This is a genomic window from Ensifer sp. ENS02 (genome assembly GCF_014851885.1).
Lineage (GTDB): Bacteria > Pseudomonadota > Alphaproteobacteria > Rhizobiales > Rhizobiaceae > Ensifer > Ensifer adhaerens.
Window position 1 is genome coordinate 325,841 of the sequence record NZ_JACVAO010000010.1, and the last position, 14,372, is coordinate 340,212.

General features: G+C 63.8%; 16 protein-coding genes. 5 read left to right on the forward strand and 11 right to left on the reverse strand.

The features are described from left to right. Window positions 1-49: 49 nt before the first annotated feature. From IB262_RS22985 to IB262_RS22995, 3 genes are all read left to right on the forward strand, one after another. Window positions 50-991, forward strand: coding sequence for a GlxA family transcriptional regulator (locus IB262_RS22985; protein WP_192493816.1), 942 nt, complete (start codon window positions 50-52; stop codon window positions 989-991). A 149-nt stretch (window positions 992-1,140) separates the two neighbouring features. Beyond that, window positions 1,141-2,193 (forward strand): alpha/beta hydrolase, encoded by a 1,053-nt coding sequence (locus tag IB262_RS22990; protein WP_192493817.1) that lies wholly within the window; start codon window positions 1,141-1,143, stop codon window positions 2,191-2,193. Between the two features lie 306 nt (window positions 2,194-2,499). Further along, window positions 2,500-2,916 (forward strand): organic hydroperoxide resistance protein, encoded by a 417-nt coding sequence (locus IB262_RS22995; RefSeq protein ID WP_060644355.1) that lies wholly within the window; start codon window positions 2,500-2,502, stop codon window positions 2,914-2,916. 186 nt (window positions 2,917-3,102) lie between these two features. Here the strand turns inward: IB262_RS22995 and IB262_RS23000 are convergent, their stop codons facing one another. The 6 genes from IB262_RS23000 to IB262_RS23025 form a co-directional block, all read right to left on the reverse strand. Then, window positions 3,103-4,431 carry a HAMP domain-containing sensor histidine kinase gene (locus IB262_RS23000; RefSeq protein ID WP_090426575.1) on the reverse strand — a complete coding sequence of 443 codons (1,329 nt, stop codon included), beginning with the start codon at window positions 4,429-4,431 and terminating at the stop codon, window positions 3,103-3,105. Further along, window positions 4,428-5,168, reverse strand: a complete 741-nt coding sequence (locus IB262_RS23005; protein WP_090426578.1) for a response regulator — start codon at window positions 5,166-5,168, stop codon at window positions 4,428-4,430. The genes IB262_RS23000 and IB262_RS23005 overlap by 4 nt, the downstream gene beginning before the upstream one ends. Before the next feature lie 238 nt (window positions 5,169-5,406). Next, entirely contained in the window at window positions 5,407-5,646 is a 240-nt protein-coding gene (locus tag IB262_RS23010; RefSeq protein WP_034799678.1) for a 4-oxalocrotonate tautomerase family protein, read from the reverse strand. Window positions 5,647-5,711: 65 nt separating this feature from the next. Next, entirely contained in the window at window positions 5,712-6,425 is a 714-nt protein-coding gene (locus IB262_RS23015) for an SDR family oxidoreductase (protein WP_034799680.1), read from the reverse strand. A gap of 142 nt (window positions 6,426-6,567) precedes the next feature. Next, window positions 6,568-7,500 (reverse strand): LysR family transcriptional regulator, encoded by a 933-nt coding sequence (locus IB262_RS23020; RefSeq protein ID WP_060644357.1) that lies wholly within the window; start codon window positions 7,498-7,500, stop codon window positions 6,568-6,570. 107 nt (window positions 7,501-7,607) lie between these two features. Beyond that, entirely contained in the window at window positions 7,608-8,636 is a 1,029-nt protein-coding gene (locus IB262_RS23025) for a nitronate monooxygenase (protein WP_060644358.1), read from the reverse strand. A 237-nt stretch (window positions 8,637-8,873) separates the two neighbouring features. Between IB262_RS23025 and IB262_RS23030 the strand changes: the two genes are divergently transcribed. Continuing rightward, window positions 8,874-9,065 carry a hypothetical protein gene (locus tag IB262_RS23030; protein ID WP_156623672.1) on the forward strand — a complete coding sequence of 64 codons (192 nt, stop codon included), beginning with the start codon at window positions 8,874-8,876 and terminating at the stop codon, window positions 9,063-9,065. 15 nt (window positions 9,066-9,080) lie between these two features. Here the strand turns inward: IB262_RS23030 and chrA are convergent, their stop codons facing one another. The 4 genes from chrA to IB262_RS23050 form a co-directional block, all read right to left on the reverse strand. Then, window positions 9,081-10,487: a chromate efflux transporter gene (gene chrA, locus IB262_RS23035; RefSeq protein WP_060644359.1), complete on the reverse strand. Its 1,407-nt coding sequence runs from the start codon at window positions 10,485-10,487 to the stop codon at window positions 9,081-9,083. A 1-nt stretch (window position 10,488) separates the two neighbouring features. Beyond that, window positions 10,489-11,310, reverse strand: a complete 822-nt coding sequence (locus tag IB262_RS23040) for a sulfurtransferase/chromate resistance protein (RefSeq protein ID WP_192493818.1) — start codon at window positions 11,308-11,310, stop codon at window positions 10,489-10,491. 287 nt (window positions 11,311-11,597) lie between these two features. Continuing rightward, window positions 11,598-12,356 (reverse strand): alpha/beta hydrolase, encoded by a 759-nt coding sequence (locus IB262_RS23045; protein WP_192493819.1) that lies wholly within the window; start codon window positions 12,354-12,356, stop codon window positions 11,598-11,600. Between the two features lie 190 nt (window positions 12,357-12,546). Continuing rightward, complete coding sequence (locus IB262_RS23050) at window positions 12,547-12,813, reverse strand: hypothetical protein (RefSeq protein WP_060530360.1); 267 nt, start codon at window positions 12,811-12,813, stop codon at window positions 12,547-12,549. Between the two features lie 151 nt (window positions 12,814-12,964). Here IB262_RS23050 and IB262_RS23055 point away from each other — a divergent pair, with 151 nt between their 5' ends. Beyond that, window positions 12,965-13,294: a YciI family protein gene (locus IB262_RS23055; protein ID WP_060644362.1), complete on the forward strand. Its 330-nt coding sequence runs from the start codon at window positions 12,965-12,967 to the stop codon at window positions 13,292-13,294. Here IB262_RS23055 and IB262_RS23060 read toward each other — a convergent pair. Continuing rightward, window positions 13,291-14,372 (reverse strand): sulfate/molybdate ABC transporter ATP-binding protein (locus IB262_RS23060; protein WP_246802692.1); only part of this gene is annotated, 1,082 nt, incomplete at its 5' end. The genes IB262_RS23055 and IB262_RS23060 overlap by 4 nt on opposite strands.

The window sequence follows — 14,372 nt, forward strand, 5'->3', positions numbered from 1 at the left end:
TCTGCTATAAGCGGCCATTCCAGACAGAGTCGGACAGGGGTGGTGTGAGATGCACAGGATCGGCTACGTCGTCTTTCCGGGATTTCAGCTTATGGGGTTCGCGGCGGTCACCGCCTTCGAGATCGCCAACCTGACGCTTGGCGAACCAGCCTATGCGATCGAATTGCTGTCGGAGGTCGGCGGCGAGGTCAAGGCGTCCGCCGGCTTCGGCGTCCTCACGAAAGCCTTCGACGATGCGGTCTATGACACCGTCATGTTCGGCGCGGGCACCGTGATCGAGCCGGTAACGCCGGGACTCGCCGCGTTCGCGCGCCATGCCTTGGAGGTCTCGCGCCGGGTGGCAGCCCCTTGCACAGGCGCCTTCATCCTCGCCGAGTCCGGACTGCTCCACGGTCGTCGCGCCACGACCCATTGGGTGTTCGCCCGTCAACTGCGCGAGCGATTTCCCGAGGTCAAGGTCGAGGAGGATCGTATCTTCATCGTCGATGGCAGCGTGTGGACCTCGGCCGGCATGACGGCAAGCATCGATCTGGCGCTGGCGATGATCGAGAAGGACCATGGCGAGGATGTCGCCCGTCAGGTGGCACGCAAGCTCGTCGTCTATCACCGGCGCGCCGGCGGCCAGTCGCAGTTTTCCGCCCTGCTGGAACTCGATCCGAAGTCGGATCGCATTCAGAAGTCGGTCAATTACGCCAAGGCCAACCTGCGAAACGTCCTCTCGGTAGACGAACTCGCGGATGCCGCGGGCTTAAGTGCGCGCCAGTTCAGTCGCGCCTTCCGTTCGGAGACCGGCCAGTCGCCGGCAAAAGCTGTCGAGCATCTGCGGGTGGAAGCCGCGCGGCTCCTGATGGAGCAGGGGCGTCACTCGATGGACGTAATTGCCGAGCAGACCGGTTTTGCCGATAGCGACCGCATGCGCCGGGCCTTCCTGCGCACGCTCGGGCAGCCGCCCCAGACGATCCGACGCAATGCGCGCGAAGGCGTTGCCTGACGGCGAGACTGCCTCGAGAGATCAATTGTATCTCCGTGTATCCGGGACGTGTCTTTCTACATGCGCTTTCAATTGGGGCGGCAGAGCACACGCGCGGGATACACCAGCCCATCATTTCTGACTGCAGTTCAGTTCACCGGAGGCTTCCAATGTCGGACGAAATCAACCACCCGCGCCGCCGTTTCATCGGCGCAATCGCACTCTCGTTGGCGGCAACGCAGTTCGCATCGGCTGGCGCGGTCAGAGCGCAAGCGGGAGCCGGTGAGGCGCCGCGCCTACCGGCCGTCGCCCCGGGCACGAACAAGTCCTTCCCCGTCCTCAAGCAGATCGATGCGGGCGTGCTCAACGTCGGCTACGCCGAACTTGGCGCCAGCGATGCTCCTGCCGTGATCCTGCTGCACGGCTGGCCCTATGACGTTCACACCTATGTGGACGTGGCGCCGGTGCTCGCCAATGCCGGCTATCGCGTCATCGTTCCCTATCTGCGCGGCTATGGCACGACCCGGTTCCTGTCTGCCGACACTCCGAGGAACGGCCAGCAGGCTGTGATCGCAACGGATATCATTGCCCTGATGGACGCGCTCAAGATCGAGAAGGCGGTCATCGGCGGCTGCGACTGGGGTGCGCGAACCGCCAACATCATCGCGGCCCTGTGGCCCGAGCGCTGCAAGGCGCTGGTCTCTGTCAGCGGCTATCTCATCGGCAGCCAGGAGGTGAACAGGAAGCCGCTTTCGCCGCAGGGCGAACTTGCCTGGTGGTACCAGTTCTACTTCGCCACCGAGCGGGGCTATGAGGGCTACAAGCAGAACCGAAAGGAATTCGCCCGGCTGATCTGGAAGCTTGCCTCGCCCAAGTGGAACTTCGACGACGCCACTTTCGACAGGAGTGCCGAGGCGCTTGAAAACCCCGATCATGTCGATATCTCGATCCACAACTACCGTTGGCGGCTCAGCCTGGCCGAGGGGGAAGCACAGTACGACGACCTCGAAAAGCGGCTGGCGCAGTTCCCGACCATTACCGTCCCGACCATCACGCTTGAGGGCGACGCCAATGGCGCGCCGCATCCCGATCCCGCCACCTACGCCAAGCGTTTTTCCGGCAGATACGAGCATCGGCTGATTGCCGGCGGAATCGGCCATAACCTGCCGCAGGAGGCGCCGCTCGCTTTTGCCGAGGCAATTGTCGCCGTCGATCGTTTCTAGTTTTTCTCCCGCAGATTGCGTGGAGGCGCGGGGATCCGGTTCGCCGGCCCCGCGTTTTTTTTGTGCGCGGTGATTGGAGACAGGGCCCGCCGGATGCGGCGCCGCGTCATGCTGGTGTGGCGCAATGCGCGACAACCACTTTCGGATGGGCTTCGTATCAGCGTGTATCGGCGCCGGCGCCTGGCGGGTTTCCATACATTTTCGGGCGTCGGTGAAACATTCGATACATCTTGAGGGCGCCAGATGCGTCTCGACAGTCGCAGGGCAATCGGGCCCGGACGGCAAACCTGTCGAAAGGAAAACACCATGAGCGCAGCTGAAAAGGTACTCTACACCGGCAAGACCCACACGACCGGCGGCCGCGACGGCGCTGCCCGCAGCGACGACGGACGCCTGGACACCAAGCTTTCCACGCCCGGCAGTTCGGGGCCGGGGACGAACCCGGAGCAACTTTTTGCCGCCGGTTGGTCCGCGTGTTTCATCGGCGCGATCGGTCTGGCGGCCGGCCAGTCGAAGGTCGCGCTTCCCGCCGACGTCGCCGTTGATGCCGAAGTGGATCTGCTGAACCGCGACGGCGGCTACTTCCTGAAGGCACGGCTGAATGTCAGCCTACCGGGGATCGACGCCGACGTCGCGCGTCGGCTCGTCGATGCCGCGCACCAGACCTGCCCCTATTCCAAGGCGACCCGGGGCAACATTGACGTGACGATCAATCTCGTCTGATCAGCACTAGCTCTTGTCACCTCCGGAGCGGCGACCATCAGGGTCGCCGCTCTTTGCATCGGCCATGGGCTGGCCGAGCCCGGTAAGCCTTGGCTTCTTGAGCTTTTGATCTCAATCGTGACATTAGGAAAATAAAATATTCGATTGTTTTATATCGCATTATACGGCGTTCTATGAAACTCCTCTCTACTGAGGGCGGATCACCAGCTCGCCCAAAAGGCCGCCGCCGTCACGATTGCGCAAGGTCAGAGACGCGTTGATGGAGACTGCCAACTGCTGGGCGATGGCGAGACCAAGGCCGGTCCCGCCGGTCTCGCGATTGCGGGAATCCTCCAGCCGGACGAAGGGTTTCAAAACGGCGCCCAGTTGATCATCCGGGATGCCCGGCCCGCGGTCGAGCACGCTGATAACCACCGTATCGTCAGCAAGCCGCCGTGCCTCGATCTCGGCGCTGCCTGCGAATTTGAGCGCGTTGTCGACGAGGTTGGTGAGAATGCGCCTGAGCGCCTGCGGCCGGGTCGCGATCGTGCCGCCATCGATATCGCTGGCGCTGACGGACTTGCCGGTGTCCTGATAATCGTAGACGAGGCTTTCGATAAATGAGGCGAGATCGACGCGCGTCGATTTCTCGACATTACCGTGGGCGCTGCGGGCATAGGCAACCCCCTCCTTCACAAGGCTCTCGATCTGGCCGAGGTCTTGGATCAGCTTCTCCCGATCGGCGAAATCCTCGGCCATTTCCGCGCGCAGCTTCATGCGGGTGATCGGCGTCTGCAGGTCGTGGGAAATGGCTGCCAGGATCTGGACACGCTCTTCGAGATATTGGGCGATGCGGTCGCGCATGGCATTGAACGCGGTTGCCGCATAGGCGACCTCCGTCGGGCCGGTTTCACTGAGCCGCGGCGTGTTGCGGTTCGGGTCGAGCGTGTCGGCCGCTGCGGCAAGGTTGACGAGCGGGCGGACGGCCTGCCGCATGGCAAACCAGCTGCAGAAAAGCAGAAGCGCGAGTTGCGCCAGCAGCACGTAAGGCAGCCAATCGGCGAGCGGCATTACCCCCTTGGGATAGACGTCGATCGTCAGCGGCGAGCCGTCGCTCAATGTCAGATGCGCCTGCACGTGGCGGCGATCGCCGGGGATCGTCTCGACGGTGACCGGATATTTCGGGCCGGTCGCGCGCTGGATGTTGGCGGAGAGCTCCGCGGTGGCCGGATCGACCGACGCGTTGCCGGGCACGCCCGGTCCGAGAATGAAGCCGTAGTTGTCGCGGCTGAGGCGATTGAGCCAGGAGGCACGCTCGTTAGCGGGCAGGCGGTCGAGGATTGCGATCGAGGTCGCTATGTCGTTTTCGAGCGTGTTGAACATGACAGACTTGGCTGACATGTAGCGCTCGAAGAACAGAACTGTGAACGACATCACATGTGCGATGGCGAGGCCGGCCAGCAGAATAACAAAGAGCCGCGCCCTGAGCGTGCGCGGCCATAGTCGAAAGCCTCTTTCAGCAGCGTTCGCGGTCATTCGCGCGCCTCCACGATCTCGATCGGCACCGAGAAGACATAGCCTTCGCTGCGCACCGTCTTGATGTAGGCCGGCTCGCGGGCGTCGTCGCCGAGTCGCTGGCGGACCCGGCTGACGAGCAGGTCGATCGAGCGGTCGAAGAGATCGGCCTCGCGGCCTTGCGTGAGATTGAGCAACTGGTCGCGGTTGAGCACGCGCTGGGGGTGGTCGATGAACACCTTCAGCAGCCGATACTCCGCTCCGCTCAGCGCGATCACGGTGCCATCAGCATCGATCAGGTGCCGCGCCGTCGTGTCGAGCTTCCATCGGCCGAAGCGCAGCAACTGCCCGGCCTCCGAAATCTGCAGGTTGGGCGGCAGCATGCGCGCGCGCCGAAGCACGGCCTTGATACGGGCCAGCAGTTCACGCGCGGAGAATGGCTTGGAGAGATAATCGTCGGCACCCATTTCGAGCCCAAGAATGCGATCCATCTCGTCCGAGCGGGCGGTCAGCATGATGATCGGGATCGCTTTATGCTTGCCGGCGCGCAGCTCGCGGCTGAGCACCAACCCGTCGTCGCCCGGCATCATCACGTCGAGGACGATCAGATCGACGGTATCGCCTTCGAGGAAGCTGCGCATCTGTCGCCCGTCGGCGACCGCGGTCGCGCGCAGGCCGTTTTTCTTCAGGTAGCTCGACAAGAGTTCCCGGATCTCTCGGTCGTCGTCGACAATCAGCACATGGTCGATATGCTCCATCGAGCAAACTCCTCAAGTCGGTTTGGTCTTCGCATGGTGCCGCCGCTTCTGGGCGAGGGGGCTGTGCCACTTGCTCTGTCTGGTTGACGCTCTGGATATGTCGTCGGTGTGTTCGCAACATCCAGACTTGCATGCGAATGTAATGCAAGCGCCTGCAGATACATTTCGACACAATTTCACAAAGGAAACCCGCCGCTTGCTGTCAAGCGGCGGGTCGTGGGAACTGTGGCTGATCGCGTCAGGCTTTAGCTTTTGCAGCAAGCTGCGCGCGATACTGGGCGGTGGGCAGGCCGCCCCAGCCCCAATTGTCGAGATCGACTTCCTCGATGACCACATAGGTCGATTCCAGCGGCTTGTTGAGCACGTCGAGCAGCACTTGGCTGACGCCTTTGATGATCTCGGCCTTTTCCTCCGCCGTCACCGTTTGACGCTCCGGCGTGGTGCCCTCGCGGGTCACCTGAACTGTTACGATCGGCATTGCCGTCTCCTTTCTGGAACTTGATGGCACCCAAAGGTGCCGCGTTTGTTTGGAGAGTTACTGGCCTACCAGCGTCCGGCGTTCTGGCCGCCGTCCACATGCAGGATCTCGCCCGTTACGAAGCCGGCACCCTCCAGGTAGAGAACGGCGTCGACGATATCGCGGATCTCGCCCATTCGTCCGACCGGGTGAAGTGTCGAAAGCGCCGCATGCGTTTCCGGCGCGTGCATCGGCGTCTTGATGATGCCGGGCGAAACCGCGTTGACGCGAACGCCTGAAGTCGCGAATTCGATCGCGAGCGCCTGGGTTACCGAATTCAGGCCGCCCTTGGTGATGGAGGCGAGCGCGGCGGGCACGCCGGCGATCGGCTGGTTGACGAGGCTGGTAGTGATGCTGACGATGTGGCCGGAGCCCTGCTTCAGCATCTCGCGGGCGGCGTGCTGGGTAATATGGAAGAAGCCGGCGACATTGACGCTCATGTTCAGGTCGTAGTCTTCCTGGGTGAAGTCCGTGAACGGCTTGGCGGTGAAGACGCCGGCATTGTTGACCAGGGTGTCGATGCGGCCGAACCGTTCGAGGCCCTGGCGCACGACGCGCTCGGCGGTCTCGGGATTTCCGATATCGCCTGCAACGGCGAGGATGCCAGCGTCCGCGCTCTCCCTAATCGAGCGCGACGTGGCGATGACACGGTAGTTGCGATCGCGGTAGGCCTGCACCAGGGCGGCGCCGATACCCTGCGATGCACCGGTGATGATGGCGACCTTCTGTTCGTTACTCATAGATGTGATCCTTCTTCGATTGCAACGGGCGTTCGTGCAGCCCGTCCTTCGCCCTCGGCGTTGGTGCAATCAGATTTAGACCCATCCGAGCTGTGGGAGAATTGACGATAATAGGCGGTCAATCAACCGAAATTCGGCATAATCAGTCAAGCGTGCCAGCTTCCATCGCCATGCGTGCGAACTCGGTCCTGAGCCGCGGCAAGGCGAAATCCGCGAAGGCGCGAACTTTGGGAACCGACATGCGGCCCTGCGGTGCCAGAAGATGAACCGGCATCGGCGGATGCTCGGCATCGGCCAGCACGATCTTCAACTGTCCGTCGTGGACATGGCGCGCGACATGGTAGGAGTAGAGCCGGGTAAGGCCGGTGCCCGCAACGGCGGAATCGACCGCTGCGCGCACGCTGTTGACGATGTAGCGCGGCGTGAACTGTACCGTGCGCGGGATCAGCGAACCTTCGGCCGGCGTAAAGGCCCAGGAATCAAGGCCGAAATTGGTGAAGGCGACGATCTGGTGCTTGGCGAGGTCTGCCGGCTCGTCGATGCGGGGATGACTGGCGAGATAGCGTGGGGAAGCGACGACGACGCGCCTGATATCGCCGCCGATGCGTGTTGAGATCAGCGAAGAATCCGCGAGGTGCCCTATGCGCAGCGCGATATCGACGCCTTCGTCGACAAGGTTCACGAAGCGGTCGAGCAGCAGCAACCTGGCCGAAACCGCCGGGTAGAGATTGAGGAAGTCGTCGAGGATCGGGCGCAGCATCTCTTCACCGAGGATCGGCGGCGAAGAGATCGTTACCGTGCCGCGCGGAGCCGCGCGCTCGCCGCCTGCGAGCATATCGGCCTCTTCGAGATCGACCAGCACCCGCCGGCAGGCTGCTGCATAGCGCTGGCCCGCTTCACTGAGTTTCAGCGAGCGGGTCGTCCGGTGCAGCAGTTCGACACCGACATGGGCTTCGAGCAGGTTCAGCGCGCGGCTGACGGCCGTTGGCGATCGCTTCAGCCGACGGGCCGCACCCGCAAGGCTGCCTTCGTCAATCGCCGTGACGAAGACCTTCATCGCATCGATACGATCCATTCTGCCGACTTTCGCAAGAGATGACGTCAATCAGCAAGAATTCGTCTGCAAGACGGCGGAAGTAAAGGGCCGACAGCACTGCATAGGAGAGTGCTGTAACTTCTGAGCTACGCCGGAAAGAGGCGAGCGATCAAATCGGACGCGGAGCCCTGCCAAAGCTCGCCCTTGCCGGTTCCCGACCACAAGGACAGAAAGTCTGGCGACCCCTTCGCCGTGGACGCCGCTCTGATGTCACGCGTGAACTTGTTCTGGGCCGGAAAGGGCATTACGGCGGCGGCATCCACCTCGTTCATGAAACGGTTTTCGACGCCGCGCGCAAACCGGCCGGAAAAGGCCCGCGTCGTTCGCGTCTTCCGCTCCGTGCCCTCTAGCGCCGCGCGATAGGGGGCCGACGTCCCAGCTTCGGCGGTCTTGAGGAAGGCCGTACCCATCTGCACGGCGCTGGCGCCTTTTGCGAGAACGGCTTGGATGTCGGAACCCGTCATGATCCCCCCCGCGGCGATGAGCGGTACCTTGACCTTTCCCAGGCTCCAGGCGAGCAGGTCTTCAAGGCCGATTTCGCTGTCTTCCGCGGACGGGTCGAAGATACCCCGATGCCCGCCGGCCTCGTACCCCTGCAGCGTGATGGCATCGACGCCGCTCTCTTCGAGTGCCAGGGCTTCCTCGGGCGTCGTTGCCGTGCCGATGATCAGCATTCCTGCGTCACGAGCAGCGCGCATGTGCTCGGCGGGCAGAACGCCAAAGACGAAGCTCAGCGCCGCAGGCTTTGCCCGCAGCACCGCCTCGAACTGCGCGTCGAAATCCTCTTCGTAGGGCGCTGCAAATTCCGGCGTGGGCAGGCCGAGTTCGACGCGGTATCCCGCCGTCGCGCGCCGGGCGCGCTCGAGCGCCGCCGCGTCGATCTTCGGCTGCGGATGCTGGATGAAGAGGTTTATGGCGAAGGGACAATCGGTTCGGGCACGCACGGCCTGGGCGAACTCTGCGATCGCCGGCGGGCTCGAATAGGCCGCGCCGATCGAGCCGAGCGCGCCGGCGGCGGAAGAGGCTGCCACGAGCGCCGGCGACGAAGGACCTCCGGCCATCGGCGCAACGATCAGGGGATGTCTCAGGCCGAGTTTCGAAAGGGTGCCTTGCATAGTCGTGTCCTCGCTGCGTGTTGCCTGCCATCTGGCAGCGCTGCAGAGGTAGGGTGAGCGGTTACGGACGCAAGGGCAGGCGCCACAGTTCACCCGAATATCTTGTGCGTCGCTCGCGGCAGGTATGGCGGAGGCGATGGCCCCCTCGGGACCGTCGATCGCGCGGCAACTGTTGCAACACAGTCGGTTGACTGGCACTGTCGCTCGGTGGCGAGAGACCTTTCCAAGGAGCCCGCGATGTCGCGACAGACGGACAAGCAAGAGACACTTCCGAGCCTTGTCGAACACTACCGGCCCGTGCAGCTGAAGGCCGTGCTTGCGGCTCGCGCAATAAAGCACCGCGAGCCTCCGCCGCCACCGGAAGAGCGCCAATACGGATCGCAATTGCCGGAGGGATTTCACCTGCCGCAATCTGTCTACGACGACTGAGCGCCGGCTCCGCCCTCAGTTCGTTGCCAGCGTCCAGGCCATGCCGGCGAGCGCGCAGGCAAGCAGCGTGGTTATGACCGACACATTGAAGCGGAAGATCGCCACGCCGGCCGCGAGCGTCAGCAGCAGCGACGGCAATACCAGCGACCCTAGGACCGGAATATCGAGCGCCAACGGCCCGAGCGTCCAGGGGGCGACTTCGGCAAACAGCGTGTGCAGGCCAAACCAGACCGCAAGGTTGAGGATGACCCCGACGACGGCGGCGGTGATCGCCGACATGGCGCCGGTCAGCGCGACGTTGTTGCGCAACCGCTCGATGAAGGGCGCGCCCAGGAAGATCCAGAGAAAGCAGGGAACGAAGGTGACCCAGGTCGTTAGCATCGCTCCGAGGGTCGCAGCCGCCATGGGCGAAAGCGTGCCGGGATCGCGATAAGCACCCATGAAGCCGACGAACTGGACGACCATGATCAGCGGCCCAGGTGTCGTCTCGGCCATGCCGAGCCCGTCGAGCATCTCGCCCGGCTTCAACCAGCCGTAGTGCTGCACCGCTTCTTGGGCGACATAGGCAAGTACGGCATAGGCGCCACCGAAGGTGACCACCGCCATCTGGCTGAAGAAGAGGCCAATCTGGCTGAAGACGTTGCCCGTGCCGAGAATGGCGACGAGCAACGCCAGCGGCACCAGCCACAGGGCAAGCAGGATCGCCGAGATCCGCAGCGACCAGGCGAGGCTCGGGCGCGCATGCGCGGGAATTTCGTCGCCGAGCACGGAGTCTTCGTCCTTGAGTACCGGACCCGTGCCGGCCTTGTGGCCTCCGCCGATGCGAAAGAAATCCGAGCCGGAACGTGCACCGATGTAGCCAAGCACCCCGGCTGCAAGAATGATGAGCGGGAAGGGGACCCGGAAAACGAAGATGGCGATGAAAGCGGCTGCGGCAATGCCGATCATCACCTTGTTCTTCAGCGCTCGCCCGCCGATGCGGAAGACGGCCTGAACGACGACCGCGAGCACCGCGGCCTTCAGACCGAAGAAAAGGCCCTCGACGACCGTGACATTGCCGAAGGCGGCGTAGATGTAGCTCAGGCCCAGGATCGCGAGGAACCCCGGAAGCACGAAGAGGATGCCGGCGACGAGACCGCCGGCGGTGCGATGCAGGAGCCAGCCGATATAGACGGCAAGCTGTTGCGCCTCGGGTCCCGGCAGAAGCATGCAGTAGTTGAGCGCGTGCAGGAAACGGTGTTCGCCGATCCAGCGCTTTTCATCGACCAGGATGCGGTGCATGACGGCGATCTGTCCAGCCGGCCCGCCGAAGCTCAGCGCCGCAATCCGCGCCCAGACCCGGACCGCTTCGCCGAAGGAGATGCCGTGGCTTTCCCGTTGCCGCGCCGGTCCCGGCGCGGCCCTGTCTGCGATGTCGGTCATCTCAGGCGTCCTTCTTGGCCGAGGGCCAGTTGTGGGTCTCGTTGGTAGCATCCCGGCACCAGCGATAGAAGGCGTCGTAGAGCAGCATGCCGGCGTCCAGTTGATCCAGATCGTCCGCATACATGCGCGAGAGCCCGAGCGAGGCGGCAAGCAGGCCCGATGCCTCCGGCGCGAGTTCCAGGCGGGCGGTATCGGCAGCACGCACGATCGTGGCGAGCCGCAGCAACGGGGCCGTGGCAAGCCCGAATTCCTCGACCATGACGTCGAAGGTGCAGCGCTCGCCGCGGTGGCTCCAGCGCACGGACGCGTCGATGTCGAACGGTGTCGCCCGGAAGCGCTCGCCGACCATCTCCACTTCCGACGGCGCTACGTAAAGGAAAACGGCATGCGGATCGACGAAGCGCCGGATCAGCCAGGGGCAGGCGATGCGGTCGACCTTCGGCCGCGCCCGGGTGACCCAGACCGTGTGCCCTTGGGCGTTCCGTTCCGGTAGAGCCGAAGACGGCACGGCGGGGCTGCCGCCTTCGACCCACGCCTCGAACCCGCCTTCGAGCACATCGGCGGAGATGCCGGCATTGCGCAGCCAGGCGGCAACGCCGTGGCTGAGCTTCTTGCCCTGCTGGCAGATGACGATCGCCGACGCTTTGTCGACGTCGTGTGTCCAGTCCTGCACAGTGCGATAGTCGCGCCGGACGGATCCCGGGACGAGACGTGGATCGGCGTCGAAGTCCTCGTCGACGCGAACGTCGATCAGCGCGGGACAGTTCGGCGTGCCGATGAGGCGAGCGAGTTTTTCCGATGATATTTCGAGATACGACGACATGACGCGTCCTCCGGATGAGCGGTTCTATGGACGCGATGCTTCGGCTGGCGCCTCATGGGGTGATCGCACCCCCATCAGCAAAGTTTGCCGCCGTTGGCCGCACGCTGTCAAGCCGCGCTTCGGCGGCGACTTTACGGGACATGGCGAAAGCGCTTCGCGCTGAGGCGTGATCCGAGGCAAACTACCGAAGGATTGTTACAGGTCTTTGGCGCCAGATCTCGGTTGCCGTTAAGGAAGCGACCTGAGTGCCGAAGGTCACACTCAGGTCGCGGAGGACGGCATTCGGGCTATTTGCCGGCCTCGTTGGCTGCGGCCTCGATGATGCCCGCAACCTTCTCCGGTTGCGAAGCAAAGACAGCGTGGCTGGCCTTGATTTCGGTCACCTGGCTGCCGGCGCGCTTGGCCATGCTTCTCTCCAGGTCCGGGTTGATGGCGCGGTCATCGGTCGCGACGATCGACCAGCTTTTCTTGGTGCGCCAGGCGGGGTCGCCGACCTTGGCGGCGAAGACCTCCTTGGCGGCAAGGACCTGCGATTTCGCCGCAAAGGCCGCCTCCGCCGCAGGCAAATCGGCGGCGAAGTCGGCCGGAAACGCCTTTGGGTCGAGATAGAGATACTTGCCGTCCGGGGTTTCGCGCACGCTCATGGCGGCCGCAGGTTTCGATCCGGCGAGCGTTGCAAGGTTTTCGCCCTTGTCGGGCTGAAAGGCGGCCACATAGACCAGGCCTTCGACCTTGCTATGGTGTCCGGCCTCGGTGATGACCATGCCGTCATAGCTGTGGCCGACGAGCAGGGTCGGGCCGTCCTGCAGATCGAGGATGCGGTTCGTCGCCTCGATGTCCGCGCCGAGCGACGTCAGCGGCTCCTGGACGACGGTCACGTTGAAGCCGCGGCGCCCGAGGATTTCGGAGGCTTCTCTCCAGCCGGAACCGTCGGCGAAAGCGCCGTGAACGATGACGATGTTCTTGATCTCGGCTGCTTGCGCTGCGAAGGCGACGACGCTTGTCGCCAAGGCAAGCGCGATGGTCGGGAGGATGCGGTGGCTCATGCGATCGTTCCTTCTTCTGTTCGTGAGGCAACGATCGCAATCTGTTCAGGCGAGGTATCCCGGATGTGTTGGTCTTCGCCGCAATATGTACCGCATTGTAGCGGCTCAATCTCGACGCCATGGCGAGAGGCCGAAGCGCGGTCTTTCACCCTACATGGCAAGGTACAGAGGCACGCCGCGCGAAGGCGCGCTACGATTCAACCAGGATCACAAGCGACGAAGGCACAACCCCGTCATAGGCCATGGCGTCCGCCGCAGCCTGGCTTTGCATCGCCTGCGAGAGGGCGCCGATATCGGGAACATCCATCATGACGGCCACGCGCGTCGGGTCCTTTGGATCGACGAAGGTCCGGATGTTGGTGATGCCGAGCGCGCCGAAGAGTTCCTTGCGTCTCGGCGATTTCAGCCAGTGATCGGCGCCTTTGGTAATGTTGTGATGGGCGATGATGGTTGGCATCGGATCCTCCCTCTTTTGACGCGGTGCACCGGCGTCGCAACTTTCCCGGCGCATCCGCGTTCCTTCAACGGAACGGCCTGAAGGCCGGGCTGTCAATTAGCCCGTCAGAGCTAGACGCGTTTCTCATCGAGCAACTTGAAGGAAGAGGTTCATGCCGAAATTCATCACCATCGGATACGGCGATCGCGCCGGCTACGATCGCACGGCGGCGGTGGTGCGCGATGCGGCGCATGCGCATGACGCGCGACTTCAGGCCGATGGCGTGTTGATGGGGATTGCCGGCGCGCCCGTGCAGGTGCGCAATGCGGATGCGGCGCGGGTCGAAACCAAGAATGGTCCGTTCCTGTCATCCCCGTTGCCGGTGGCCGGTTTCGCGGTGATCGAAGCGGCCGATCTCGACGAAGCCATCGCCCTGGTTTCGCAGACACCCTGCGCCGTTGCTCACGGCGTGGTCGAAGTCTGGCCGCTTGAACTTCCTTAGGGAGTCGCCCAGGAGACCTGAGCGGCGAGCATGGATTCGGCCTCATCGGCCGTCTGGCGCTGGGATTCCGTGGCTCCGGCCGGAGCGATCTTCATCTCCGGTCGACCTTCCCTGAAGATCTTCCACTTTGTCGGTCGGAAGGCGATGCGGCTGTGGTCGCCGGCAGCGGCGCGTTCGGGCGAGAGTTCGATCTCGACATGCGGATGGTTGCGGCCAAGGTCGAGTTCGAGATGGCGGGTGCCGGCAACGCGGCGGCTGGCGGCAACGAGGCCGGCAAGGCAACCGCCGCAGCCGTCGATCAGCTCGATGTCATGCGGGCGGAAGTGCAGTTTCGCCGGGCCGTCGGGCTCGGACGGGGCGCGCAGCCCGATCGGCCGATCCTCGAACCAGATCTCGCCGTTCTGCAGCGTAACATTGAGGCAGTTCGACTGGCCGATGAAGCCGTAGACGAAGGGCGAGACCGGATGGTCGTAGATCTCGTCGGGGGTGCCGACCTGTTCGATCACACCCTTGCTCATGACGACGACGCGGTCGGCGAGCTCCAGCGCCTCGTCCTGGTCATGGGTGACGAAGATCGTCGTGTGGCCGGTGCGGTCGTGAATGTCGCGCAGCCACTTGCGCAGTTCTTTCCGGACCTGCGCGTCGAGCGCGCCGAAGGGCTCATCGAGCAGAAGCACGTTCGGTTCCACCGCCATGGCGCGGGCGAGCGCCACACGCTGGCGCTGGCCGCCCGACAGCTGCGCCGGATAGCGCTTGTCGAGGCCGGAGAGCTGCACGAGGTCGAGCAGATCGAGGGCGCGCTTGCGGATCTCGGCCGAAGGCGGGCGGCGATTGGAGGGCCGCACCTTCAGCCCGAAGGCGACGTTGTCGAGCACGGTCATGTGGCGGAACAGGGCATAGTGCTGGAAGACGAAGCCGATGTTGCGCTCCTGCACGGTCTTTTGCGAGGCGTCCTCGTCGCCGAAGAAGATCGTGCCTTCGGTCGGGCTTTCGAGCCCGGCAACGAGACGCAGAAGCGTCGTCTTGCCGGAGCCGGAGGGGCCGAGCAGCGCGATCAGCTCGCCGGAGCGGATGTCGA